At 69.5% G+C, this 20,037-nt stretch carries 23 protein-coding genes; 12 read left to right on the top strand and 11 right to left on the bottom strand.

The annotated features are described in order from the left end of the window. The first annotated feature begins 70 nt into the window (after positions 1 to 70). The 3 genes from ABD256_RS03165 (at position 71) to ABD256_RS03155 (ending at position 2,419) form a co-directional block, all read left to right on the top strand. A complete protein-coding gene (locus tag ABD256_RS03165) occupies positions 71 to 1,279 on the top strand; it encodes a sensor histidine kinase (protein WP_344413156.1) in 1,209 nt (402 codons plus the stop codon). Then, positions 1,231 to 1,878 carry a response regulator transcription factor gene (locus ABD256_RS03160; protein WP_344413154.1) on the top strand — a complete coding sequence of 216 codons (648 nt, stop codon included), beginning with the start codon at positions 1,231 to 1,233 and terminating at the stop codon, positions 1,876 to 1,878. The genes ABD256_RS03165 and ABD256_RS03160 overlap by 49 nt, the downstream gene beginning before the upstream one ends. Before the next feature lie 94 nt (positions 1,879 to 1,972). Next, positions 1,973 to 2,419 (top strand): hypothetical protein, encoded by a 447-nt coding sequence (locus tag ABD256_RS03155; protein WP_344413152.1) that lies wholly within the window; start codon positions 1,973 to 1,975, stop codon positions 2,417 to 2,419. Positions 2,420 to 2,433: 14 nt separating this feature from the next. Here the strand turns inward: ABD256_RS03155 and ABD256_RS03150 are convergent, their stop codons facing one another. The 8 genes from ABD256_RS03150 to ABD256_RS03115 form a co-directional block, all read right to left on the bottom strand. Next, a complete protein-coding gene (locus ABD256_RS03150) occupies positions 2,434 to 3,867 on the bottom strand; it encodes an MBOAT family O-acyltransferase (protein WP_344413150.1) in 1,434 nt (477 codons plus the stop codon). 71 nt (positions 3,868 to 3,938) lie between these two features. Continuing rightward, positions 3,939 to 4,898 (bottom strand): 23S rRNA (guanosine(2251)-2'-O)-methyltransferase RlmB, encoded by a 960-nt coding sequence (rlmB, locus tag ABD256_RS03145; protein WP_344413148.1) that lies wholly within the window; start codon positions 4,896 to 4,898, stop codon positions 3,939 to 3,941. A gap of 18 nt (positions 4,899 to 4,916) precedes the next feature. Then, positions 4,917 to 6,311 carry a cysteine--tRNA ligase gene (gene cysS / locus ABD256_RS03140; protein ID WP_344413146.1) on the bottom strand — a complete coding sequence of 465 codons (1,395 nt, stop codon included), beginning with the start codon at positions 6,309 to 6,311 and terminating at the stop codon, positions 4,917 to 4,919. A gap of 29 nt (positions 6,312 to 6,340) precedes the next feature. After that, on the bottom strand, positions 6,341 to 7,027 hold the full coding sequence (locus ABD256_RS03135) for an HAD family hydrolase (RefSeq protein ID WP_344413144.1): 687 nt from the start codon (positions 7,025 to 7,027) through the stop codon (positions 6,341 to 6,343). Between the two features lie 25 nt (positions 7,028 to 7,052). After that, entirely contained in the window at positions 7,053 to 7,448 is a 396-nt protein-coding gene (locus ABD256_RS03130) for a PPOX class F420-dependent oxidoreductase (protein WP_344413142.1), read from the bottom strand. After that, positions 7,445 to 7,921: a 2-C-methyl-D-erythritol 2,4-cyclodiphosphate synthase gene (gene ispF / locus ABD256_RS03125; RefSeq protein ID WP_344413140.1), complete on the bottom strand. Its 477-nt coding sequence runs from the start codon at positions 7,919 to 7,921 to the stop codon at positions 7,445 to 7,447. The genes ABD256_RS03130 and ispF overlap by 4 nt, the downstream gene beginning before the upstream one ends. Then, positions 7,918 to 8,511 carry an IspD/TarI family cytidylyltransferase gene (locus tag ABD256_RS03120; protein WP_344413138.1) on the bottom strand — a complete coding sequence of 198 codons (594 nt, stop codon included), beginning with the start codon at positions 8,509 to 8,511 and terminating at the stop codon, positions 7,918 to 7,920. Before ABD256_RS03120 ends, ispF begins: the two co-directional genes overlap by 4 nt. A gap of 110 nt (positions 8,512 to 8,621) precedes the next feature. Next, on the bottom strand, positions 8,622 to 9,113 hold the full coding sequence (locus ABD256_RS03115) for a CarD family transcriptional regulator (RefSeq protein WP_020669809.1): 492 nt from the start codon (positions 9,111 to 9,113) through the stop codon (positions 8,622 to 8,624). A gap of 298 nt (positions 9,114 to 9,411) precedes the next feature. On the opposite strand from ABD256_RS03115, the gene ABD256_RS03110 reads away from it, so the two are divergent. Together ABD256_RS03110 and radA are read left to right on the top strand one after the other, a co-directional pair. Further along, the gene (locus ABD256_RS03110; RefSeq protein ID WP_344413127.1) at positions 9,412 to 10,080 is read left to right on the top strand and encodes a copper chaperone PCu(A)C domain-containing protein; all 669 of its coding nucleotides are present in this window, start codon (positions 9,412 to 9,414) and stop codon (positions 10,078 to 10,080) included. Between the two features lie 35 nt (positions 10,081 to 10,115). Next, positions 10,116 to 11,477, top strand: coding sequence for a DNA repair protein RadA (gene radA / locus ABD256_RS03105; protein ID WP_344413125.1), 1,362 nt, complete (start codon positions 10,116 to 10,118; stop codon positions 11,475 to 11,477). Positions 11,478 to 11,490: 13 nt separating this feature from the next. Here radA and ABD256_RS03100 read toward each other — a convergent pair whose 3' ends face one another. Then, on the bottom strand, positions 11,491 to 12,570 hold the full coding sequence (locus ABD256_RS03100; protein ID WP_344413123.1) for a hypothetical protein: 1,080 nt from the start codon (positions 12,568 to 12,570) through the stop codon (positions 11,491 to 11,493). Further along, entirely contained in the window at positions 12,563 to 13,162 is a 600-nt protein-coding gene (locus ABD256_RS03095; RefSeq protein ID WP_344413121.1) for an RNA polymerase sigma factor, read from the bottom strand. The genes ABD256_RS03100 and ABD256_RS03095 overlap by 8 nt, the downstream gene beginning before the upstream one ends. Positions 13,163 to 13,308: 146 nt before the next feature. Between ABD256_RS03095 and ABD256_RS03090 the strand changes: the two genes are divergently transcribed. Then, on the top strand, positions 13,309 to 13,908 hold the full coding sequence (locus tag ABD256_RS03090) for a C39 family peptidase (RefSeq protein ID WP_425546367.1): 600 nt from the start codon (positions 13,309 to 13,311) through the stop codon (positions 13,906 to 13,908). A 102-nt stretch (positions 13,909 to 14,010) separates the two neighbouring features. On the opposite strand, the gene ABD256_RS03085 is transcribed toward ABD256_RS03090, so the two are convergent. Then, on the bottom strand, positions 14,011 to 14,571 hold the full coding sequence (locus ABD256_RS03085) for a TetR family transcriptional regulator (protein WP_344413119.1): 561 nt from the start codon (positions 14,569 to 14,571) through the stop codon (positions 14,011 to 14,013). A 302-nt stretch (positions 14,572 to 14,873) separates the two neighbouring features. Here ABD256_RS03085 and ABD256_RS03080 point away from each other — a divergent pair, with 302 nt between their 5' ends. The 6 genes from ABD256_RS03080 to ABD256_RS03055 all read left to right on the top strand — a co-directional run bounded on the left by ABD256_RS03080 (position 14,874) and on the right by ABD256_RS03055 (position 19,932). Then, entirely contained in the window at positions 14,874 to 15,137 is a 264-nt protein-coding gene (locus tag ABD256_RS03080) for a hypothetical protein (RefSeq protein ID WP_344413117.1), read from the top strand. 124 nt (positions 15,138 to 15,261) lie between these two features. Then, positions 15,262 to 16,809 carry an MFS transporter gene (locus ABD256_RS03075; RefSeq protein ID WP_344413115.1) on the top strand — a complete coding sequence of 516 codons (1,548 nt, stop codon included), beginning with the start codon at positions 15,262 to 15,264 and terminating at the stop codon, positions 16,807 to 16,809. A 75-nt stretch (positions 16,810 to 16,884) separates the two neighbouring features. Next, positions 16,885 to 17,175 (top strand): hypothetical protein, encoded by a 291-nt coding sequence (locus ABD256_RS03070; protein WP_344413113.1) that lies wholly within the window; start codon positions 16,885 to 16,887, stop codon positions 17,173 to 17,175. Beyond that, a complete protein-coding gene (locus tag ABD256_RS03065) occupies positions 17,175 to 18,497 on the top strand; it encodes a putative T7SS-secreted protein (protein WP_344413111.1) in 1,323 nt (440 codons plus the stop codon). The genes ABD256_RS03070 and ABD256_RS03065 overlap by 1 nt, the downstream gene beginning before the upstream one ends. A gap of 8 nt (positions 18,498 to 18,505) precedes the next feature. After that, entirely contained in the window at positions 18,506 to 18,997 is a 492-nt protein-coding gene (locus ABD256_RS03060; RefSeq protein WP_344413109.1) for a hypothetical protein, read from the top strand. Between the two features lie 14 nt (positions 18,998 to 19,011). Further along, a complete protein-coding gene (locus tag ABD256_RS03055) occupies positions 19,012 to 19,932 on the top strand; it encodes a patatin-like phospholipase family protein (protein WP_344413107.1) in 921 nt (306 codons plus the stop codon). The last annotated feature ends 105 nt before the right edge of the window (positions 19,933 to 20,037 follow it).

Here is a 20,037-nt window from a genome sequence, read left to right as displayed (position 1 = left end):
GTGGGGCAGGGAGCAGTGCGCCGCCAGCCCGGCACGGCCAGAGTGGGGCGAACCGGAAAAAGGGGGTGGCATGACCGTCTGGGTGTATCCGCTGGCCATGGTCCGTGCGGCCGCGCAGTTCGTGCTGGCATTCGCCGGCTTCATCCTGCTGGTGGTCTCGGTGCTCTGCGTCCTGCTCACCGGGCCGTTGCTCGGGATCCCGGCCATCCTGACGAGGCGCTGGTGGCCGGACCTCACCCGCCGGTTCGCTTCCTGGTCGGGGGTGCGCATCGACCGCCCGTACCGGCAGCTGCGCGAATCGGCCGGCTTCCGTGCGTTGTGGAAGTGGCTCATCAGCGATCCCGCGACCTACCGGGATTCCGCGTGGATGCTGCTCGAACCGCTCGTCGGCGGGGTCATTCTCCTTCCCGCCGTGCTGACCCCGGTGGCACTGGCCGGTGCCGTGATCCCGGTCAGCGGCTGGTGGTTCGGGATAGCCGGCTGGGGTTTACGAGTGTTGCTGGTGGCGGCCTGCTTCGTGGTGGCGGCGGTGGGCATCGCGACCGCACCCGCGTTGCTGCGGGTGCACGCGAAGTGGACCAAGGTGCTGCTGTCCCCGACGAGGACGACAGTGCGCCTTCACCAGCTCGAGGAGACCAGGTCCGAGGCACTCGAATCGGAGGCGCGGGAGGTGCGCCGGATCGAGCGGGACCTGCACGACGGTGCGCAGGCCAGGCTGATCGGCGTCGGCATGACGATCGGTGCCGCCGAACGGGCATTCGACCGCGATCCGGATCGCGCCAAGGAACTGCTGCTCAAAGCTCGCGAGTCCACGGCGCTGGCAGTGCGGGAACTGCGGGACCTCGTCCACGGGATCCTCCCGCCGGTGCTGTCCGAACGCGGCCTCGGCGACGCGGTGCGGGCGCTCGTCCTCGAACAACGATTAGCCCGCGAAACGCAGATAGACCTGCCAGGACGGGTGGCGGCCGCGGTCGAGTCGGCCGCCTACTTCGCGATCGCCGAGCTGCTGACGAACGTCACCAAGCACGCGGGCGCGACCAAGGTGTGGGTAGACCTGGCGTTCGCGCGGGAGCGCTTGCGGATCGTCGTGCTGGACGACGGGTGCGGCGGGGCGGACGTGGCCGCGGGTTCCGGTCTGCGCGGGATCGAACGGAGACTCGCCGCCTTCGACGGTAGTTTCACGCTGACCAGCCCGCCGGGCGGCCCGACCATGGTGACGATGGAGATTCCGTGCGCGTTGTCCTCGCCGAGGACCTGTACCTCCTCCGAGAAGGCCTGACCCTTCTGCTGGAGGAACACGGCTTCGAGATCGCCGCCGCCGTCGCGAGCGGTCCCGAGCTCGCGAACGCACTCGCCGAGCGGAACCCGGACCTGGCCGTGGTCGACGTGCGGCTGCCACCCACTTTTACCGACGAAGGCCTCAAGGTCGCACTCGCCGCGCGACGGGAGCGGCCGGGGCTGCCGGTGCTCGTGCTCTCGCAACACGTCGAACAGCTTTATGCCCGCGAACTGCTGGCCGACGGGGTCGGGGCGGTGGGGTATCTGCTGAAGGACCGCGTGTTCAACGCCGAGCAGTTCGTGGACGCGGCGCGCAGGGTCGCCGGCGGCGGCACGGCGATGGACCCGAAGGTGATCGCGACCCTGCTGGCGGACACCCGGCGAGACGACCCGCTCGCTTCGCTGACCGAGCGCGAGCGGGAAGTGCTGGGCCTGATGGCGCAGGGCCTGTCGAACGCCGCGGTCGCGCAGCGCCTTTCGCTCAGCGAGGGCGCGATCAGCAAGCACACCACGAGCCTGTTCGGCAAGCTCGCGATCGAAGCGGGCGCGGACACGAACCGCCGCGTCCTCGCGGTACTCGCCTACCTCCACAACCGCTGAGGCGACACCGTTTCCGAACCGGGACCCGGCACGGCGTAACTCGAAAGAGCCCGACCTCCGCAGGAAAGCAAATGCTGCCGGACGGAGACGCGACATGTCCCTGCTCAAGAAGAAGACGGCCGAAGAGCTGAAAGCCGACGCGGAACGCCAGGCAGTTCTGCGGCGCGAGGCGGAGGCGCGAAAACGCGCGGCCGAGGAACAGAAGGAACGCGAACGCGTCGAACAGGAGCGCAGAGCCTTCGAAATGTCGCCGGCCGGTCGTGCCCGTGCCGCCTTCGCCAGGAAGGATCACGTGTTCCAGCAAGCCATCATCGTCATGATGGTGGGCGGTACCACCACCCAGAGCACGAGCGATCCCCTGGACATCCTCAACTCGGTGTGCAGGGAGGGCTGGGACCTCGTCAACGGCTCGTTCGTGTTCGTCGAACAGGGCCAGGAAAGCCGCGACAAATCCATGCCCTCGGGGCAGAACGTCGCGATCAAGGGAAAAACGGTCGGCTACTACCTGTTCAAACGTTTTCCCGCCAACAGACATCCGTGAACTGATAACGCCGATCAGAACTGGTAGTACAGGAATGGGCTGAAAGTGCCGTTCGCGATCAGGACGGCGGCGTAGAGCAGGCCCGCCGTCATCACGCCGATCCGCAGCCCGTTCGCCTGCCGCGTGCGCGAGGATTCCAGCATCGGCCCGGTCACCGGGTGCGCGGGCAGGAAGAACACGACCAGTGCGGCCAGGAGGAAGATGAGGCGCTGGTTGGTCAGCGCCGTCTCGACGACGTCGGTCAGCCCGGAGAAGTCCGGCAGCAGCATGTGCCCGATCATCGCGAGCGCGCGCGGCAGGTCGGCGGACTTGAAGATCACCCAGCCGAACACGACCAGCACCAGGGTGAGCACGCGACGCGCGATGCGGGCGTACTGGCCCGCCGGGTCCCGGTCGTGGCCGAAGGCGCGTTCGATGATCAGCAGCGCGCCGTGGAAGAGGCCCCACACCAGGTAGGTCCAGTTCGCGCCGTGCCAGAACCCGGTCAGCACGAACACGATGCACAGGTTCCGGTAGGTCTTGCCGACGCCGTTCCGGTTGCCGCCGAGCGGGATGTAGACGTAGTCCCGGAACCAGCGCGAAAGCGACATGTGCCAGCGCCGCCAGAACTCGGTGATGGTGATCGACGAGTACGGCCGCGCGAAGTTCTCCGGCAGCCGGAAGCCGAGCATGCGGCCGAGCCCGATCGCCATGTCGGAGTAGCCGGAGAAGTCGAAGAACAGCTGCAGCGTGTAGCCGACGGCGCCGAGCCAGGCGACGCCGAAGGTCATCTCGTTCGACGGGGTCGCGAAACAGGCGTCGACCATCGGCGCCAGCGTGTCGGCGATGATCGTCTTCTTGCACAGCCCGAGCGCGAACCGCGGGAAACCGGCGGCGATGTCGTCGAGCCGGTGCGACCGCTGCTGCGGGAGCTGGTCGGCGATCTCGCGGTACCGCACGATGGGGCCCGCGACGAGCTGCGGGAACATCGCGATGTAGGTCGCGAACGACACCGGGTTGCGCAGCGCGCGCCGTTCGCCGCGGTAGATGTCCACCACGTACGAAATGTGGTGGAAGGTGTAGAACGAGATCCCGATCGGCAGCGCGAGGTGTGTGATCGGGAAGTCACCGCCGAGCAGGTGTGCGAAAGCGGCGATCTGCTGCGTGGCGAACCCGGCGTACTTCCAGATCACCAGCACGCCGACGTCGACGGCGATGACCCCGATCAGCAGCCCGCGCTTGCGCCCCGGCCGGGTGTCCCAGTCGTTGGGTTCGAGCGCCATCCCGGCCGCGAAGTTGACGACCATGCAGCCCAGCAGGAGCAGCGTGAACGCGCCGGCGCCGATCGCGTAGAACAACAGGCTCGCGATCGCGATGATGCCGTTGCGCCAGCTCCGCGGGCACACCAGCACGGCGAACAGCACCGCGGGCATGAAGTACCACAGGAACAGTGGCGAGATGAACGACATCGCTTGCTGGCCCCCCGGGTTCCGATCGGAAAGACCCTAACCCGGGGAGCGTTCCGGCCGGGCCAAGACTCCTAGACCCGGCCGGCGGCGCGACGGCGCCTGGCGACCTCGGCGAGCAGCACACCGGCCGCGACCGAGGCGTTCAGCGACTCGACACCGGCCGACATCGGGATCGAAACGGTGGCGTCGCAGGTTTCGCGGACGAGCCTGGACAGGCCGCGCCCCTCGGAGCCGAGCACGATGACCAGCGGGTCGGTGGCCAGGTCGAGCGAGTCGATGTCGACGGAGCCGTCGGCGTCGAGGCCGACGATCATCAGGCCCTCGGCCGCCCACGCCTTGAGCTGGCGGGTGAGGTTGGTGGCCATCGCCACGGGCAGCTTCGCCGCCGTTCCCGCGCTGGTCCGCCACGCGACCGCGGTCATCCCGGCGCTGCGGCGCTCGGGCAGCAGCACGCCGTGCGCGCCGAACGCGGCCGCGGACCGGATCACCGCGCCGAGGTTGCGGGGGTCGGTCACGCCGTCGAGCGCGACGAGCAGCGGCGCGGTGCCGGATTCGGCGGCCACCCGCATCAGGTCATCGGGGTGCGCGTACTCGAACGGCGGAACCTGCAGGCCGAGGCCCTGGTGCATGGCCCGGTTCGTCTTGCGGTCCAGCTCCTCGCGCGGGATCTCCAGTATCGAGATGCCCTTGTCCGCGGCGATCCGGACGGCCTCGGTGACCCGGTCGTCCGCGTCGATGTTGAGCGCGACGTACAGCGCGGTCGCGGGCACGTCGGCGCGCAGCGCTTCGACCACCGGGTTGCGGCCCGCGATCAGTTCGGGGCTGTCGGCCTTCTTCTTGTTCTTCTTGTCCGCCGCGCGGGAGGCCGCGGCCGCCTTGCGCTGCGCGGGGTGCCCAGGCCGCTGGTCGGCACGCGGCGTCGGGCCCTTGCCTTCGAGGCCCTTGCGGCGCTGGCCGCCGGAGCCGACGACCTGCCCCTTCTTCGTGCCGGGCTTGCGGATCGCGCCCTGCCGCCGGGAGTTGCCTGCCATGGTTGAGCGTCCTGACTGCTAGTTGTGGTCCTTGAGCGTCCACACCGGACCGTTGGGGGTGTCCTCGACCGCGATGCCCGCGTTCGCGAGACTGTCGCGGGCGGCGTCCGCCCTGGCGAAGTCCTTCTCGGCGCGAGCCTTCTGGCGCTGTTCGAGCAGCCCCGCCACCAGGTCGGCAAGGGCTTGGCGGGCGGGTGTCTCGGCGGCCGAGCTGTCCGCCCACGCCGCCGAAAGCGGGTCGAGCCCGAGCACGTCGGTCATCGCGCGCACCGACGCCGCCAGCTCGAGCGCCCCCTTTTCATCGCCCGAATCGAGCGCCGTGTTGCCCTCGCGGACGGTGTTGTGCATCACGGCGAACGCCTGCGGGGTGGCGAGGTCGTCGTCGAGCGCGGCCGCGAACTCCGGTTTGACCTGTCCGATGTGGACTTCTCCGGCGGCGGTGCCGACGCGGCGGAGGAAGCCTTCCAGGCGCTGGAACCCCTGCGCGGCCTCGGCGAGCGCGCCGTCCGAGTATTCGATGGTGGATCGGTAGTGCGGCTGGATCAGGTACGCGCGCAGTTCGACCGCGCGGTAGTTCTCCAGCATCGCCGGGATCGACACGGTGTTGCCGAGCGATTTCGACATCTTCTCGCCGGACAGCGTCACCCACGCGTTGTGCAGCCAGAACCGGGCGAACCCGTCACCTGCCGCGTTCGACTGCGCGCGCTCGTTCTCGTGGTGCGGGAACACCAGGTCGACGCCGCCGCCGTGGATGTCGAACTCGGCGCCGAGGTAGCTGGTCGCCATCGCGGAGCATTCGAGGTGCCAGCCGGGCCTGCCGGGACCCCACGGGGTCGGCCACGAGGGCTCGCCCGGCTTGGCGGCCTTCCACAGCGTGAAGTCGCGCGCGTCCCGCTTGCCCTCCGCCAGCGTCTCGCCCTGCTGGACGTCGTCGAGCTTCTGCCCGGACAGCGAGCCGTAGCCGTCGAAGGACTTCACCGAGAAGTAGACGTCACCGCCCGCCGCGTAGGCGTGCCCGCCGTCGATGAGGCGCTGCATGAGTTCGATCATCTGGGTGACGTGCCCGGTGGCGCGCGGCGCGATGGACGGCGGCAGGCAGCCGAGCGTTTCGTACGCCGACTCGAAGGCCCGCTCGTGCGTCGCCGCCCATTCCCACCACGGCCTGCCCGCGCCGGCGGCCTTGGCCAGGATCTTGTCGTCGATATCGGTGACGTTCCTGACCAGCAGCACGTCCAGTCCACTGTGGACGAGCCAGCGGCGGAGCACGTCGTAGTTCAGCGCGCCCCTGACGTGCCCGATGTGCGGCACGCCCTGCACGGTCGCCCCGCACACGTACATCGACGCCGTTCCGCTCCGGGCGGGGTGGAACTCCCGCACGCTTCGGGTCGCGGTGTCGAACAGGTGTAAGGGCACGCCCGAAATGGTACCGGGGTGCGTTCCGCCTACAGAACGCCGTGCTCCCGGAGCGCGGTCAGCAGCGCGTCGGGGCGTTCGGTCGTCGGCAGCGGGTCGACCAGCGCGAACCGGCAGCCCAGCGCCCGCGCCCCGCCGTCGGCCTCTTCGCTGTCGCCGACCATCAGGGTGTCTTCCGCGGGCACGCCGAGCCCCTCGATCGCGGCTTCGAAGATCCGCGGGTCGGGTTTCTGCGCGCCGACCTCGAAGGACAGGACGAACTCATCGACGTAGGCGTCGAGGCCGCGCGCGGTGAACGCGGGGCGGATGTCGAACGCGATGTTGCTCAGGATCCCGACCGCGAGCCCGCGCTCGGCCGAGCCCTTGAGCGCCGCCTCGGTGTCCGGGTACGGCGTCCACTCCGCCGGGTCGCACAGCCGCGTGTACAGGGCTTTCGCTTGCTCGTCGTTCGGCACGCCGGACTGCCGGAGCACCTCGAGGTAGACCTTCTCGTGCAGGTCCGGGTCGAGATCGCGGTTCTCCCACGCGTGCTGGTACTCCGCGTCGAGCTGGACGACCTGGCCGACCGGGGCGGTCATGCGCCGCATCAGCTCGGCCTGGGCTTCGAGGTCGAGCGGATCGCCTTCGTCGCCGGTCAGGTCGGCCAGCCAGGTCTCGTCCTGCTCGAGGCGGAACACGGTGCCGGAAAAATCGAACAACACAGCCCGAATCGTCACGGCACCACAGTACCCACGATCATGCTCAGGCAGAGAAGCCTGTGATCTTCTCGGGGACCACGCGGACGATCACGCGGACCACGTCGGCGGGCTCCTCGGGGTAGTCGTTGCCGCCGTACTTGTTCGACAGCTCGTCGATGAGCGCGCGGCCGTCGGTCTCGGTGATTTCGGCGCGGCCGCGGACCTCGACGTAGTTGTACGGGTTCTCGGTCTCGAAGATCGAGATGGACACGCGCGGGTCGCGGGCGAGGTTGCGCTCCTTGCGCCTGCCGCGCGTGGTGGAGAACAGGATGTCGTCGCCGTCCCGCTTGACCCAGACGACCGAGGACTGGGGCTGGCCGTCGGGGTTCGTGGTGGCGATCGTGGCGTAGTTCTTCCCGTCGAACAGGCCGCGGGTCTTCTCGTTGAGAGTGGCAGTCATGACGCCGAACCTAGCGGCACGAGCAGCGCGGTCGCGATCGCGGCGACGCCTTCACCCCGTCCGGTGAGGCCGAGTCCGTCGGTCGTGGTGCCCGCGACGCTCACCGGCCCGCCCGCGGCGTCGCCCAGTACGCGCTGCGCCTCCTCGCGCCGAGTACCGATGCGCGGCGCGTTGCCGATGACCTGCACCGACGCGTTCCCCAGCGCGAACCCGGCCTCGGTGATCCGGCGCCGGACCTCGGCGAGCAGCGCGGGACCGTGCGCACCGGACCAGCGCGGGTCGCCGGTGCCGAACACCGCGCCGAGGTCGCCGAGGCCGGCGGCGGTCAGCATCGCGTCGCACAGCGCGTGGGACGCGACGTCACCGTCGGAGTGCCCGGCACAGCCTGCGGCACCGTCCCAGCGCAGGCCCGCGATCCAGCACTCACGGCCGTCTTCGAGGGGATGGACGTCGACGCCGGTGCCGATTCTCACAAGCTCTCCAGTAGCGATTCGGCGACCGCGAGATCGAACGCCGAGGTGATTTCGAGTGCGTTCGGATGTCCGTCGACGAGGTGCACCGCGGCGCCGAGCGCCGCGAGCGGGTCGGGGGAGTCCGCTACTTCGCGGAGGGCTTCCGCGGTGTAACCCTGTGGTGACTGGACGGCCCGCAGGAAGGCGCGGTCCTCGGTGGTCGTGAGCACGCCGCCTTCGACGATCTTGACGGTGTCGGTGACCGGGACGACCGGTACCACCGCCCGCGCGCCCGCGCGAACCGCTTCGACGACCGATTCGACCAGCGCGGGCGGAGCCAATGCGCGCAAGGCATCGTGCACGAGCACTATTTGCTCCGCCGACAATTCCGCGGCGTCGAATGCGCGACGCAAGGGCGAAACACCGGGGCGGTCTTCGACAACACGACAATGGTGTTTCAGAGAAGGCCCTTCCGGAAAGAGAAGGGCGTTTTCGTAGGACGCAACACGCCGCGCGGGGGCGGTCACGATCACCAGATCCACGCACTGGGAATCGATCAGCCCGCGCACGGCGCGCGTCAGCAGTGGCTCACCCTTGACGAGGGTCAGCACGCCGGGTTCCTCGGAACCGTCGGTCGGCACGAGGGCGACCACACTCGACTCGGTCATCAGGCGCGATCGTGTCCGGCTGAATACGTACTGTTCCTCGGGGTGATTCTCGGTCAGACCGCTGCGGTTTCCAGCACTTCGTCGAGCAGCACTTCCGCTTTGCCCTCGTCGGTGCCTTCGGCGAGCGCCAGTTCGCTCACCAGGATCTGCCGCGCCTTGGCCAGCATCCGCTTCTCGCCGGCCGAAAGGCCGCGGTCCTTCTCTCGCCGCCAGAGGTCTCGCACCACTTCGGCCACCTTGTTCACATCGCCGGAGGCGAGCTTCTCGAGGTTGGCCTTGTACCGACGAGACCAGTTCGTGGGCTCTTCGGTGTGCGGAGCACGCAGCACGTCGAAAACGCGGTTCAGACCATCCTGGCCAACGACATCGCGCACGCCGACGATCTCGGCGTTGTCTGCTGGCACGCGAACCGTGAGATCCCCTTGCGCGACCTTGAGGACGAGGTACTTCTTTTCCTCGCCCTTGATCACACGGGTCTCGATCGCTTCAATGAGTGCGGCACCGTGGTGCGGGTAGACGACGGTCTCTCCGACCTTGAAAACCATGTGTCCTCTGCCCCTTTCGCTAGACCCATCCTATCACGGCGCGCCGAGGGGCACCTAGCGCCCCGCATCCGTCCTCGCAGGTCAGCGGCCTAATGGTGGCACGAGCGGGGGTTGACAAACGTGCATTTCCCATGCTCATGCAGGTGAGGCGCGAGCCGCCGGGGCACGCCTCGGTGATTCCACTGTGGACGGTTGATCATCATCGCCGCGCCCGCTGCCGGTACCAGGTTCTCCGGTGCCGGCGGGCCCCGGCTACCCTTCGCGTGGACAAGGCACGCCCTAGGAGGGACGGAAGACCGTGAGGCTGCAGAAACGTCGCGTACTGGGGGCCACCGTGCTCGGTTTCGGTGCCGTCATGGCGATCGCGGGATGCGGCGCCGGGCAGATCACCCAGACCAACACCCAGCAGGCCGCGGTGAACGGCGCCTACGCACAGGCCGGCGGGCTGTCCATCCGGGATGCCGCGGTGGTCAACCGCGAGCAGTGCGAGCAGGCCTACCCCCAGGGCAGTTCCGCGCCGCTGAGCCTGCGCGTGATCAACCAGGGCCCGAAGGACGACGTGCTCGAGGCGGTGACCTCCGACCTCTCGGCCGGTGGTGTCGTCGGCGGGTCGAAGACGATCGTCGCGTCGCACACCCTCGTGCTCGGGCCCGCCCAGGCCGCCGGCGACGAGCAGGCCGCATCGCCCGGTTCGTCCTCGGCCCCGTCGTCCCCCGGCGGCAAGCAGAGCGGCGCGCCGTCGGCGTCGTCCGAGCCGTCGGCCGCCGAGCCGACCCCGGCCAAGGTCGGCGAGGGCACGGTGACCCTGGAGGGGCTCAAGACCGCGATCTGGCCCGGCCAGACCGTCAAGGTCACGTTCACCTTCCGCGACGCGGGCGCGGTGACCGTCGAGGTGCCGATGGCGGCTCCGAAGCACGCGCTCAAGTGCGGCGTCGAGACGAAACAGGAACAGCCCGCGCACGAATGACCGGGATTGTCGGTGCCCGGCGCTAGCCTGGCGTCGTGGTCAAGAAGGGTTCCGGCTTCCGGTGTGGCGAATGCGGGTACGAACCCGCCAAGTGGGTCGGACGCTGCCCGGAATGCCAGGCGTGGGGCACCATCGAGGAGCGCGGTGACGCACGCCCGCCGATAGCCAGGGTCGCCGCGGGTGCGCCGAGCGCTCCGGCGCGGCCCATCGCGGAGGTCGACGTCGAGGCCGCGCGGGCGCGGCACACCGGCGTCTCCGAGCTGGACAGGGTGCTCGGCGGCGGGCTCGTCCCCGGCGCGGTGGTCCTGCTCGCGGGGGAACCGGGGGTCGGCAAGTCGACGTTGCTGCTCGAAGTCGCCTACCAGTGGGCGGTCGGCGGCACCGCGGGCCCGTCCCTGTACGTCACCGGTGAGGAGTCGGCGGGCCAGGTCCGGCTGCGCGCCGAGCGCACCGGGAACCTCAACCGCGGGATGTACCTCGCCGCGGAGAGCGATCTTTCCGCCATCCTCGGCCACGTCGACGCGGTGAAACCGGGCGTGCTGATCGTCGACTCGGTGCAGACCATGTCCTCGCCGCAGGTGGACGGCGCGCCGGGCGGGGTGACCCAGGTCCGCGCGGTCACCGCGGGACTGGTCGCGCTCGCGAAGGAACGCGGGCTGCCCATCGTGCTCGTCGGGCACGTCACGAAGGACGGCTCAGTGGCGGGGCCGCGCGTGCTCGAGCACCTCGTGGACGTCGTGCTGCAGTTCGAGGGCGACCGGCATTCCACGCTCCGGATGCTGCGCGGGGTGAAGAACCGGTTCGGCGCGGCCGACGAGATCGGCTGCTTCGAACTCGTCGAGGACGGCATCGTCGGGGTGCCCGACCCGTCCGGCCTGTTCATGAACACCGGCGCCGATCCGGTGCCCGGTACCGCGATAACCGTTGCGGTGGAAGGGAAGCGCCCGCTGCTCGGCGAGGTGCAGGCGCTGGTGTCCAAATCGCACATGCCCCAGCCGCGGCGCGCGGTGAGCGGGCTGGACTCCGCGCGCGTCAACATGGTGCTCGCGGTGCTGGAGAAGCGCGCCGGGGTGAAGCTGAGCGAGATGGACGTCTACGCGGCCACCGTCGGCGGGATGAAGATCACCGAGCCCGCGATCGACCTCGCGCTGGTCCTCGCGGTCGTGTCCTCGGCGGAGGACGTGGCGCTGTCGTCCCGGCTCGTGACCGTCGGTGAAGTGGGGCTGGCGGGGGAAATCCGGCGGGTGTCCGGCACCGGGAGGCGGATCGCCGAAGCCGCCCGGCTCGGTTTCACGCACGCACTGGTGCCGCCGGACTCCGGGAAGCTGCCGGACGGGATCCGGGTGCTGGAGGTGAGCAACGTCGGACTCGCGCTCGCCGCGGCGAGAAAGGCTTGACGGGCCGATCCTGCTACCTCACGGGCTTCTCCCCGCGCTTCGTACTCACGCCGTAGGTCAACACGGACTCGTCGACGACAGTTCCGGGTTTCAGGTCATCCGAGATGTCGTTGTAGTCGGGAAGATCCTGGAGGGCGGTCGTTCTGGTGCCGATCAGCTGTCCGGTCCGGGGGTCGACGGTCAGGGCGAACAGTTTGGTCGAGGTGGCCAGGCTGAACTCGGTGCCGGTGCGGCCGTCCGGCAGGGCAGCGTCCGTGGTGATCGCGACCTGTGGCAGCAGTGCGAGGGCCTGGTAGAGCCGGGTTCGGATGGAGGCTGGGTACAGGCCGGTTCCCAGCATCTCTCCCGCCAGCGAGAACACACTGGACTCGGCCTCGCTGATCGGCAGTGAATGGCGCAGGGTGGCGAGGAGGTCTTGGGCGGTGTGCGGCAACGAGTCCAGGATCGCCTGCCTCGGTGACAGCCACCGCGTGGGGTACTCGTTGTCCATGTCGCGCCGTAGCGAAGGTGCGCAGTAGTAGTAGGCGTTGCTCGCGGGTCCGGCGGGTGGCGGGTTGAGGCCGTAGTTCTCGGCATCTTGTGCGGTACTGGAGATCCACTGGATGCGACCGGTCATCGTCTGCGTCTGGCCGAAGTCGGCGGCGCCGAAGCCCGGCGACCAGGTTTCGGACAGGCACTCGGAGCGGTAGGCGATGGGCGTGCCCTTGGCATTGGTCCGCTTCCAGTGGCGGTCCGCGATGTAGAGGTATTGCCCCTCTGGCAGCACCGGATCGGTCGCGTGGATGCCGTCGAGTGCGGATTGCCTGCTCGCCACGGGGGTGCTTTCTTCACCTCGCACGGCGATCACGGTTGCCCCGGTCATCAGCGCCAGCGCGGTGACTGCGGCCGCTACCGGTCGCCAGCGATGCGTGCCGCGCGGGCTCGGCGCGGCCACGAGTCGCATGTGCGTCTCTGGTGGCGGTTCGGCGCGCAGGAGCAGCGCCCTGGTGTCGGCGAGCCGACTCTCGTCGGGGCCGGTTTCGTTGTGCAGCAGGGAAAGTGCTTCGTCCAAATCGGACTCCGACCAGAGTTGGCGCGGGGTGTCGTCAGTCATCGCGGTCGCCTCCCTTCGGTGCGCTGGCGCGGAGTTGCCGTCGTACCCGGTGCAGGCGCGATCTGACCGTCCCTTGGGGAATGCCGAGCGCCTCGGCGACTTCCGCGGGTTCGAGCCCCGCCCACGAAACCAGGAGCAGCGTGTCGCGATCGGCTTCGCTGAGGTCCGCGAGCGCGCCAGCGAGCAGCGCGGCCTTCCGCTGCGCGTCGACCGCGGCGGGCACGTGCGAGTCAGGCCCGTGCGCCACATGCTCATCCCGCCCCGCGAGCCGTGCTGTCGCGTTTAGCCCGCGAACTTCAGTCCGGACGTGGTGGCGCAGCAGGTTGGTGGCGATCCCGTAGAGCCACGCGCGGAACGTCCCGGTGTCGGGGCGGTAGGTCTCGCGCTGGCGCAGCGCGGTCAGGAAGGTCTCGCCGACCAGGTCGTGCGCGGTCTCGGTGCCGACGCGGCGGGCGAGGTAGCGGTGCAGCGCCGCGGCGTGCCGGTCGAAGAGGAGGCCGAAGACCGGCGCGGGGTCCCCAGAGGTCAGATCGGGGCGGTCGAGTCCCATGGCGGGCACCGCCGGATCGGACGCGTCGGTCAACGGCTGCATGTGGAGGTCTCTGCCGGTGCGCGCCGCGGCGTTCATACGTTCGGCGTCAGTGGTGCGGATTCGTGCCAGGTTAGACCGTTCGGCGGATAGTGCAGAAATTCCGAAATGACTAGAAAGTCGGTAAGTAATTAACGCTGGAGGGGTTCATGATCCGGAAACTCGCCTTGGTGACCGCTGCGGTACTGGTCTCGGGAACGTTGGTGCTGCCATCCGCGGCGACCGCCGCCCCTGCCGCGGTGAAGACGCTGAACGTCGACTACCAGGTGCAGGTCACCGGGTACTACTGCGGGCCGGCCGCGACCAGGATCGCGTTGTCGGCGCGCACCCAGAACCTGCCGGGCCAGGACGACCTCGCCGCCCAGCTCGGCACCACCGAGAACGGCACCGACCACATCAGCCAGGTGGTGACCGTGCTCAACAACGACCTCGGGACGACCTGGTACGAAACGAAGGAGATGCCGAGCGACCCGCCGAGCCAGGAGCAGAAGGACCTGCTCTGGAACGACATCGTGAAGGACATCGACAACGGGTACGCGCTCGTCGCGAACATCGTGGCCCCGCCGGACAACCACCCGCCGGGCTACCCCAACGAGACGATCTACCACTACTTCACGGTGATCGGCTACGACACCGACGCCCGCACGGTCCAGATCGCCGACCCGGCGAACTTCGGCGGCAACCAGATCTACTGGCTCGGCTTCGACCAGCTCGCCTCCCTCATCCCCCCGAAGGGCTACGCGGCCTGAGCTGCAGTTAGCGGGCTAAACGTCCCCGGCGACAAAACGCGCTCGGCCCCTCGTTCTCGTGGGGGCCGAGCGCGTTTAGCCCGCTAACTGCGGGCGGGGGCTTCAGTCGGCGATCAGCCGCGCGACGGCCGCCACGATCGACTCGCGCCTGCGTGCCATCAGTGCGTCGTCCCGCTTCGGGGCCGACAGCTCGAAGCTGCCGGTCGTCGACAGGTGGATCACGAGGGTGAGCAGTTCCTCGGCGCCGAAGCGGCTCGGCAGGCTGCCGTTCTCCTGCGCGTCACGGATGGCCGCGACCTTGCGCACGGTCGCCTTGGCCACCATCGCGGGCGGCTCTTCGCGGCCGCCGCGTTCGAGCGCGTACCAGGTCGCGAGGCGCAGCGACTCCGGGTGCTCGTGGTAGCGGTCGAAGAGCTTGCCGGCGTAGCCGGGCAGGTCGGCCGGGTCGATCGGCACTTCGGTGACGGTACCGATCACGATCGCGTCGAAGACGGCGTCGAAGAGCTGGTCCTTGTTGCCGAAGTACGAGTAGATCATCGCCTTGTTGCAGCCCGCGTTGGCCGCGATCCGGTCGACCCGGGCGCCGGCGATGCCGTACGCGGAAAACTCCGCCGTCGCGGCTTCGAGCAGCTTCCGCCGAGTTTCCTGTGCGTCACGGGCCATGCCCTCAGGATAGTCGACTAACTAGTTGGTTGTACGGGGGCGGCGAAATTGCTTGGCCGGACCGGGTCGGCTCTGCACACTCCGGTGCGTGAACGTCGATCTGGTCGCCATCGCCGAAGAGGACCGGTCCGTGCTGGCGAACCTCCTGCAGCTCTACCAGTACGACTTCTCCGAGTTCCACGGTCACGAGCTGAGCTCGCACGGCACGTTCACCTACCGCCACCTCGACAGCTACTTCCTGGAGCCGGGCCGCGAGCCGTGGTTCGTCACCGTCGACAGCAGGCTGGCCGGTTTCCGCGCTGGTGCGGCAGGACGTGGACAACGACGGCTCGCGGAACCTCGGCGAGTTCTTCGTGGTGCGGAAGTACCGCAGGCGCGGAGTCGCCACCGCGGCCGCGAGACTGCTTTTCAGCAGGTACCCGGGGGTCTGGACGCTGACGTTCGATCACGACAACCCCGGTGCGGCCGCGTTCTGGCTCGCCCTGATCGAGCTGGTTGCCGAATCGGGCACGACGACGTTTAGCCCGCTGAACGCGAAAAGCCGGGTTCGGTTCTCGGTGCCTTGACCTCGACCGTGCTGGAGCTCGTAGGTTCGAGTCGTGTCCGATTTGTCTGGGCACGGCGGGCGGGGTGCGCCGGGGAGCTCCCGGAGCCGGTACCCGCGAGGAGCCAGCGACAAGGGGGCGCGGGATGCGTGACGAGAAAACCGCGGGCAGGCGCGAGTGGATCGGGCTCGGGGTGCTGGCCCTGCCGACGCTGCTGGTGTCGATCGACGTGTTCGTGATGCTGATGGCCTTGCCACGGCTGAGCGAGGACCTGCACGCCGACGGTGTCGAACAGCTCTGGATCGTGGACAGCTACGGCTTCATGATCGCCGGGTTCCTGATCACCATGGGCAATCTCGGTGACCGGATCGGCCGCCGCAGGCTGCTGCTCATCGGCGCCGTCGGCTTCGGGCTGGCGTCCGTGCTCGCCGCGTTCTCGGTCAGCGCGGAGATGCTGATCGCGGCTCGCGCGCTGCTCGGGATCGCGGGCGCCACGCTCATGCCGTCGACGCTGGCGCTGATCAGCACCATGTTCGCGGTGCCACGCCAGCGCGCGGTCGCGATCAGCGTCTGGATGGTGTGCTTCATGGGTGGCGCCGCGATCGGCCCGCTCGTCGGCGGCGTGCTGCTGGAGCACTTCTGGTGGGGATCGGTGTTCCTGCTCGGCGTACCGGCGATGGTGCTGCTGCTGGTGCTCGGGCCGCTGCTGCTCCCCGAGCACGCGAACCCCGGCGGCAGCGTCGACCTGGTCAGCGTCGCGCTTTCGCTGGCCACGATCCTGCCGATCATCTACGGCCTCAAGGAACTGGCCCGCGACGGGCTCGGCGCGTACCCCGCGTGCGCGCTGCTCGCCGGGCTCGCGTTCGGCGCGGTGTTCGTCCGCCGCCAGCAGACGCTCGCGCATCCGCTGCTCGACCTGCGCCTCTTCCGCAACCGCGTGTTCAGCGCCGCACTCGGCAACATGCTCTTCGGCACCTTTCTGATGGGCGCGATCATGCTGTTCATCAGCCAGTACTTCCAGCTCGTCCAGGGCCTCACACCGCTCGTCGCCGGGCTCTGCATGCTGCCCGCCGCCATCGGTTCCACGGTCAGCACGCTGCTGGCGCCGATCCTCGCCCGCCGGTTCCGGCCCGCGTACCTGATCGCGGGCGGCCTGGTGCTGTCCACCGCCGGGCTCGTCGCGATCACGCGCGTCGATGCCTCCTCCGGCCTGCCGGTACTGCTCGCCGGGTTCATGGCCATCAACCTCGGCGCGGGTCCGATGGTGGTGCTCGGAACCGATCTCGTGGTCGGGTCCGTCGCGCCGGAGAAGGCGGGCGCCGCGGGTTCGCTCAACGAGACCGCGGGCGAGTTCGGGTTCGCGCTCGGCATCGCGGTGCTCGGCAGCATCGGCGCCGTGGTGTACCGCGCTCAGGTGACGGTTCCGCCCGGGGTGCCGCCGGTGGCGGCGGACGCGGGCAGGCAGGGGCTGGCGGAAGCGGTCGCGGCCTCGGGGTCGCTGCACGGCGAGACGGCGGTGGCGCTGCTGCGTTCTGCCCGCGAATCGTTCACGGCCGGGCTGAACGTGGTCGCCGGGGTGAGCGCCGTGCTCCTGCTCGGGGCCGCCTTCGTGGCGCTGGGGATGTTCCGGTCCGTGCCGCCGCACGCGCACGCGGCGCAGGGGGAAGCCGGGAACCTGCCCGCCTCGGGTTGATTTTCCGATTTCACTCCAATGGGTGTGACAGTTGCCGTATGGTCTGTCACATTCATTGGGGCGAAGGAGTCGGACATGACCGGTTTCGATGTGGACCCGCAGGACCTTCGCGATGCGGCCGGAGCCATCAGGCGCGCGGTCGACGCCGCGGACCTCCACTTGGACGCCGTGCCCGACGGCTCCGTCTCACGGGCGTTGGGGCACGAAGGTGCCTTCGCCGCGTTGGCGCAGTTCTGCGGAACCTGGCAGACGGCCGCGGGAGACCTGAGGAAGCGCGCGCTCGACCACGCGGCGGACCTGGTCACCGCGGCCAAGAGCTACGAAGAGTCCGACCGGCAGGTCGTGCTGCCCGGCGGTGACCGCTGATGGCGGCCGAACTGGGCGGCACCGAAGACCCCAAGGCGCTCGTCCCCGGTGACCCCGTCGCGGTCGTCGCGGTCGCGGACGTCCTCGGCGAGCACGCCAAGACCTTCGGCAAGATCGGCGAGGACCTCGGCCTGGTCCGGATCGAAGGCTGGTCCGGCAAGGCCTGCCACGCGTTCTGGGAGGGCTTCTCGGCGGAGAAGCCCAAGTGGACGCTGGCGCGCGACACCCTCGACTCCGGTGCCGCCGCACTCCGCGCGCATGCCGAGACGCTGGGCTGGGCGCAGACGAACGCGGCCGAAGCGATCCGCCTGTGGAAGCAGGGTGAGGAGGCGAGCCGCAAGGCCGTCGCCGATTTCAAGGAGCACCAGGGCGGCGGCGTGGACGCCCCGAAGGACCCGATGCTGTCCGATCCCGGCGACGCGCTCCGCAAGCAGGCCCGCGAGCTGCTCGAGCGGTCGCGCAAGCAGCTCACCGAGGTCGGCAACGCCACCGCCGCGGCGCTCGGCCTCCCGGTGAGGAGCCCGACGTGGTTGCAGCGGGCGGGCCAGTTCGCCAAGGAGCACAAGGTCGGGCAGCTCAGCGTCGGCAAGGACAAGGAGTTCGGCGACAAGGCCGGAGTGCCGAAGGAAAACATGAACAAGTGGGGTCACCAGGACCCCGAGGAGCCCAAGAGCACCAAGCCCGACGTCGAAGTCACGATCCTCAGTGGCGAAGCGAAGAAGGGCGGCGAGTGGAACCTCGTCGATCACCAGCAGAACATCGGCGACACCACGTTCGCGGCCTCGGTCGACGCCGAGGCCGGAGGCAAGATCAGCGGCACACTTTCCGCGGGAACCGACGGGGTCAAGGTCGCGGGCGCGGTCAGCCTCGGCGTGACGGTGACCGGTGAGGCCACCTGGTCGTCCGGGCCGGTCGAAGTCGGCGCGAACGGGAAGGCCTTCGTCGGCGGTGAGGCCAAGGGATCGGTGACGATCGACAAGTCCGGCGCGCACGTCGGGGGCAGCGCGTTCGCCGGTGCCAAGGTCGAGGGCGAGGTGAAGGGGGACGTCGCCGGTGTCGGCGCGGGCCTCAAGGGTGAAGCGTGGGCGGGCGCGGGTGCGGCGGCCAATTTCGACGCCGGGATGAAGGACGGCAAGTTCACCCTCGGCGGAGATCTCGGGGTCGGGCTCGGGGTCGGCGGGAAGGTCGGCTTCGAGTTCACCGTGGACCCGGCGAAGGTCGTCGACAGCGCGGGTGATGTCGCTGACAAGGTGGGTGACACCGCGGGCGACGCGGTGAACGAGGCGAAGAAGATCGCCCACAAGTTCAACCCGTTCGACTGAGGAGCACGATGGCGACACAGCTACCCGTCAAGATCGACCTGACGCTGCCCGAGGGCTGGCAGCCGGCGCCGCCGGACGAGGTGGGCGCGCCGGAAGCCGCGTTCGTGGCACTGCGCCTGCCCGCCGACGACGGGTTCACCACGAACATCACCGTCAGCGGCGCGATCCGCGACGACGGCGCCACCCTGGAAGCGATCGCGGACGAGTCCGTCGGCAGGCTCAGCGGGTCCGTCGGCGAGGTGGACGTCCTGACCAGGGCGGCCGCGGGCACCGAGGAGGCGCCGAGCTACACGCAGACCCTGCGGGTGGCCGCCGAGCTGGACGGTGCCCATCGGGAGCTCATCCAGTGCCAGGTCTACCTGGAGATGCGGGACGACGATCTGCCCGCTGAACGCGCCGTGATCGAACTCGTGTTGACGAGCACGGTGGGCGGGTTCGAAGATTTCGTCGGGGAGTTCCAGGAGTTCGTGCGATCGGTGGTGCCAGCCGGCGCCGGGTGAAGGGGAGGCGGCCGGTGAACCATCCCGTGGTCGAGTTGATCGCCGATCGGCTGGCAGGCGGAAGCGAACCGGGCGCGCGCACGGACGGCGAGCGGCTCGCGCTGGCGGTCGAGGGCGGCAGCAGCCGCGGCACCTACTCCAGCGGGATGACGCTCGCGATCGAGGAACTGGGCCTGCTCGGCTGCTTCGACGCGGTCTACGGCTCGTCGATGGGTGCGCTGAACGGGGCGTGGCTGCTGTGCGGGCGCGCGGGCCGCGGGATCAGCACGTGGTGGGACCCGGCGGTGATGCGCCGGATCCTGAACCCGTGGGGGCCGTTGCACGGGCGTCCGGTGGTCGACACCGACTACCTCGTCCACAGCGTCTACAGCAGGCTCCAGCCGATGGATTTCCCGGCCATTCTGGACAATCCGGTCACGTTCCATCCACTCGGGACGGACGCGGACACGGGTGAGCCGACCGATCTGCACGAGTTCATCGAGGACGAGGACACCCTGAAGCGGTCGTTGCGGGCGACGGCGTCCATCCCGATCCTCGCCGGGCGCCCGATCGAGCTGGGCGGCAGGCGGTTCGTCGACGCGGGCATCGCGGAGCCGCTGCCGTATCGGACGGCGCTCAAGCAGGGCGCGACCCGCGTGCTGATGCTGCGCACGCGCCGCGCGGACGAGCTCCCGATCCGCCCGCCGCGCCTGTACGACGTGGTGGTGCCGCGGTTCCTGCAGCGCCACGCGCCGGGGGCGATCGGCGCCTGGCGGGCGCAGTACGAACTCGAAGTCGAAGACGAGGACTTCCTGGCGAACGGCGGCGACACCGTGCTGACGATCCGGCCGCCGCTGGACTCGCCGGACGTCGGCCTGCTCGAACGCGAGCCCGACCTGTTGAAGCGGGCTGTCCTGCTCGGCAGGGACGCCGCGCGGACGGCGCTGGCGGCCTGATCAGCGCGGCACGAGCAACTCGACGCCGTCGAGCGGGCGCTGGAGCCCGAACTCGAAGACGCTCTCCGGCTCGGACGCCTCGAACTCGTCACGGCCGAAGCGCGC

It is taken from the genome of Amycolatopsis minnesotensis (assembly GCF_039529815.1).
GTDB classification, from domain to species: domain Bacteria; phylum Actinomycetota; class Actinomycetes; order Mycobacteriales; family Pseudonocardiaceae; genus Amycolatopsis; species Amycolatopsis minnesotensis.
The sequence above is the reverse complement of the archived record's forward strand: the minus strand, read 5'-3'. Positions and strand labels throughout refer to the sequence as shown.

What these genes read in the sequence shown, in the direction of transcription:
- ABD256_RS03165 (WP_344413156.1), top strand. Translation starts at nt 71, where the DNA reads ATGACCGTCTGGGTGTATCCGCTGGCCATGGTCCGTGCGGCCGCGCAG.
- ABD256_RS03155 (WP_344413152.1), top strand. Translation starts at nt 1,973, where the DNA reads ATGTCCCTGCTCAAGAAGAAGACGGCCGAAGAGCTGAAAGCCGACGCG.
- ABD256_RS03150 (WP_344413150.1), bottom strand. Translation starts at nt 3,867, where the DNA reads ATGTCGTTCATCTCGCCACTGTTCCTGTGGTACTTCATGCCCGCGGTG.
- rlmB (WP_344413148.1), bottom strand. Translation starts at nt 4,898, where the DNA reads ATGGCAGGCAACTCCCGGCGGCAGGGCGCGATCCGCAAGCCCGGCACG.
- ABD256_RS03130 (WP_344413142.1), bottom strand. Translation starts at nt 7,448, where the DNA reads ATGACTGCCACTCTCAACGAGAAGACCCGCGGCCTGTTCGACGGGAAG.
- ABD256_RS03115 (WP_020669809.1), bottom strand. Translation starts at nt 9,113, where the DNA reads ATGGTTTTCAAGGTCGGAGAGACCGTCGTCTACCCGCACCACGGTGCC.
- ABD256_RS03100 (WP_344413123.1), bottom strand. Translation starts at nt 12,570, where the DNA reads ATGACTGACGACACCCCGCGCCAACTCTGGTCGGAGTCCGATTTGGAC.
- ABD256_RS03095 (WP_344413121.1), bottom strand. Translation starts at nt 13,162, where the DNA reads ATGCAGCCGTTGACCGACGCGTCCGATCCGGCGGTGCCCGCCATGGGA.
- ABD256_RS03090 (WP_425546367.1), top strand. Translation starts at nt 13,309, where the DNA reads ATGATCCGGAAACTCGCCTTGGTGACCGCTGCGGTACTGGTCTCGGGA.
- ABD256_RS03085 (WP_344413119.1), bottom strand. Translation starts at nt 14,571, where the DNA reads ATGGCCCGTGACGCACAGGAAACTCGGCGGAAGCTGCTCGAAGCCGCG.
- ABD256_RS03075 (WP_344413115.1), top strand. Translation starts at nt 15,262, where the DNA reads ATGCGTGACGAGAAAACCGCGGGCAGGCGCGAGTGGATCGGGCTCGGG.
- ABD256_RS03070 (WP_344413113.1), top strand. Translation starts at nt 16,885, where the DNA reads ATGACCGGTTTCGATGTGGACCCGCAGGACCTTCGCGATGCGGCCGGA.
- ABD256_RS03065 (WP_344413111.1), top strand. Translation starts at nt 17,175, where the DNA reads ATGGCGGCCGAACTGGGCGGCACCGAAGACCCCAAGGCGCTCGTCCCC.
- ABD256_RS03060 (WP_344413109.1), top strand. Translation starts at nt 18,506, where the DNA reads ATGGCGACACAGCTACCCGTCAAGATCGACCTGACGCTGCCCGAGGGC.